Genomic DNA, 255 nt, shown 5'->3' on the forward strand with positions numbered 1-255 from the left:
ACAGAACTTAGCTTGGATTATATCTACTAGCCTGACATCAAGACGTTAATTGATGAATTGCTTGGTCTCTATATTGAGTCGATTGTTTATCAAGCGGTACTGGAAAACATTGCCTCTGAGCAGTCTTCACGTATGGATGCGATGAAAGCGGCAACAGATAATGCTCGTGACCTTATAAACGATTTACAGATGGTTTATAACAAGCTGCGTCAAGCGGCGATAACCCGAGAAATCTCGGAAATCGTTCGCGGTGCT

General features: G+C 42.7%; 1 pseudogene. It reads left to right on the forward strand.

What is annotated here, in order from left to right:
• Window positions 1-255 (forward strand): annotated as a pseudogene (locus V6252_RS12925) (F0F1 ATP synthase subunit gamma); the annotation flags it as partial.

Origin of the sequence: Psychrobacter proteolyticus, assembly GCF_038155145.1 — a bacterium.
In the GTDB taxonomy this organism is placed as follows: Bacteria; Pseudomonadota; Gammaproteobacteria; order Pseudomonadales; family Moraxellaceae; genus Psychrobacter; species Psychrobacter proteolyticus_B.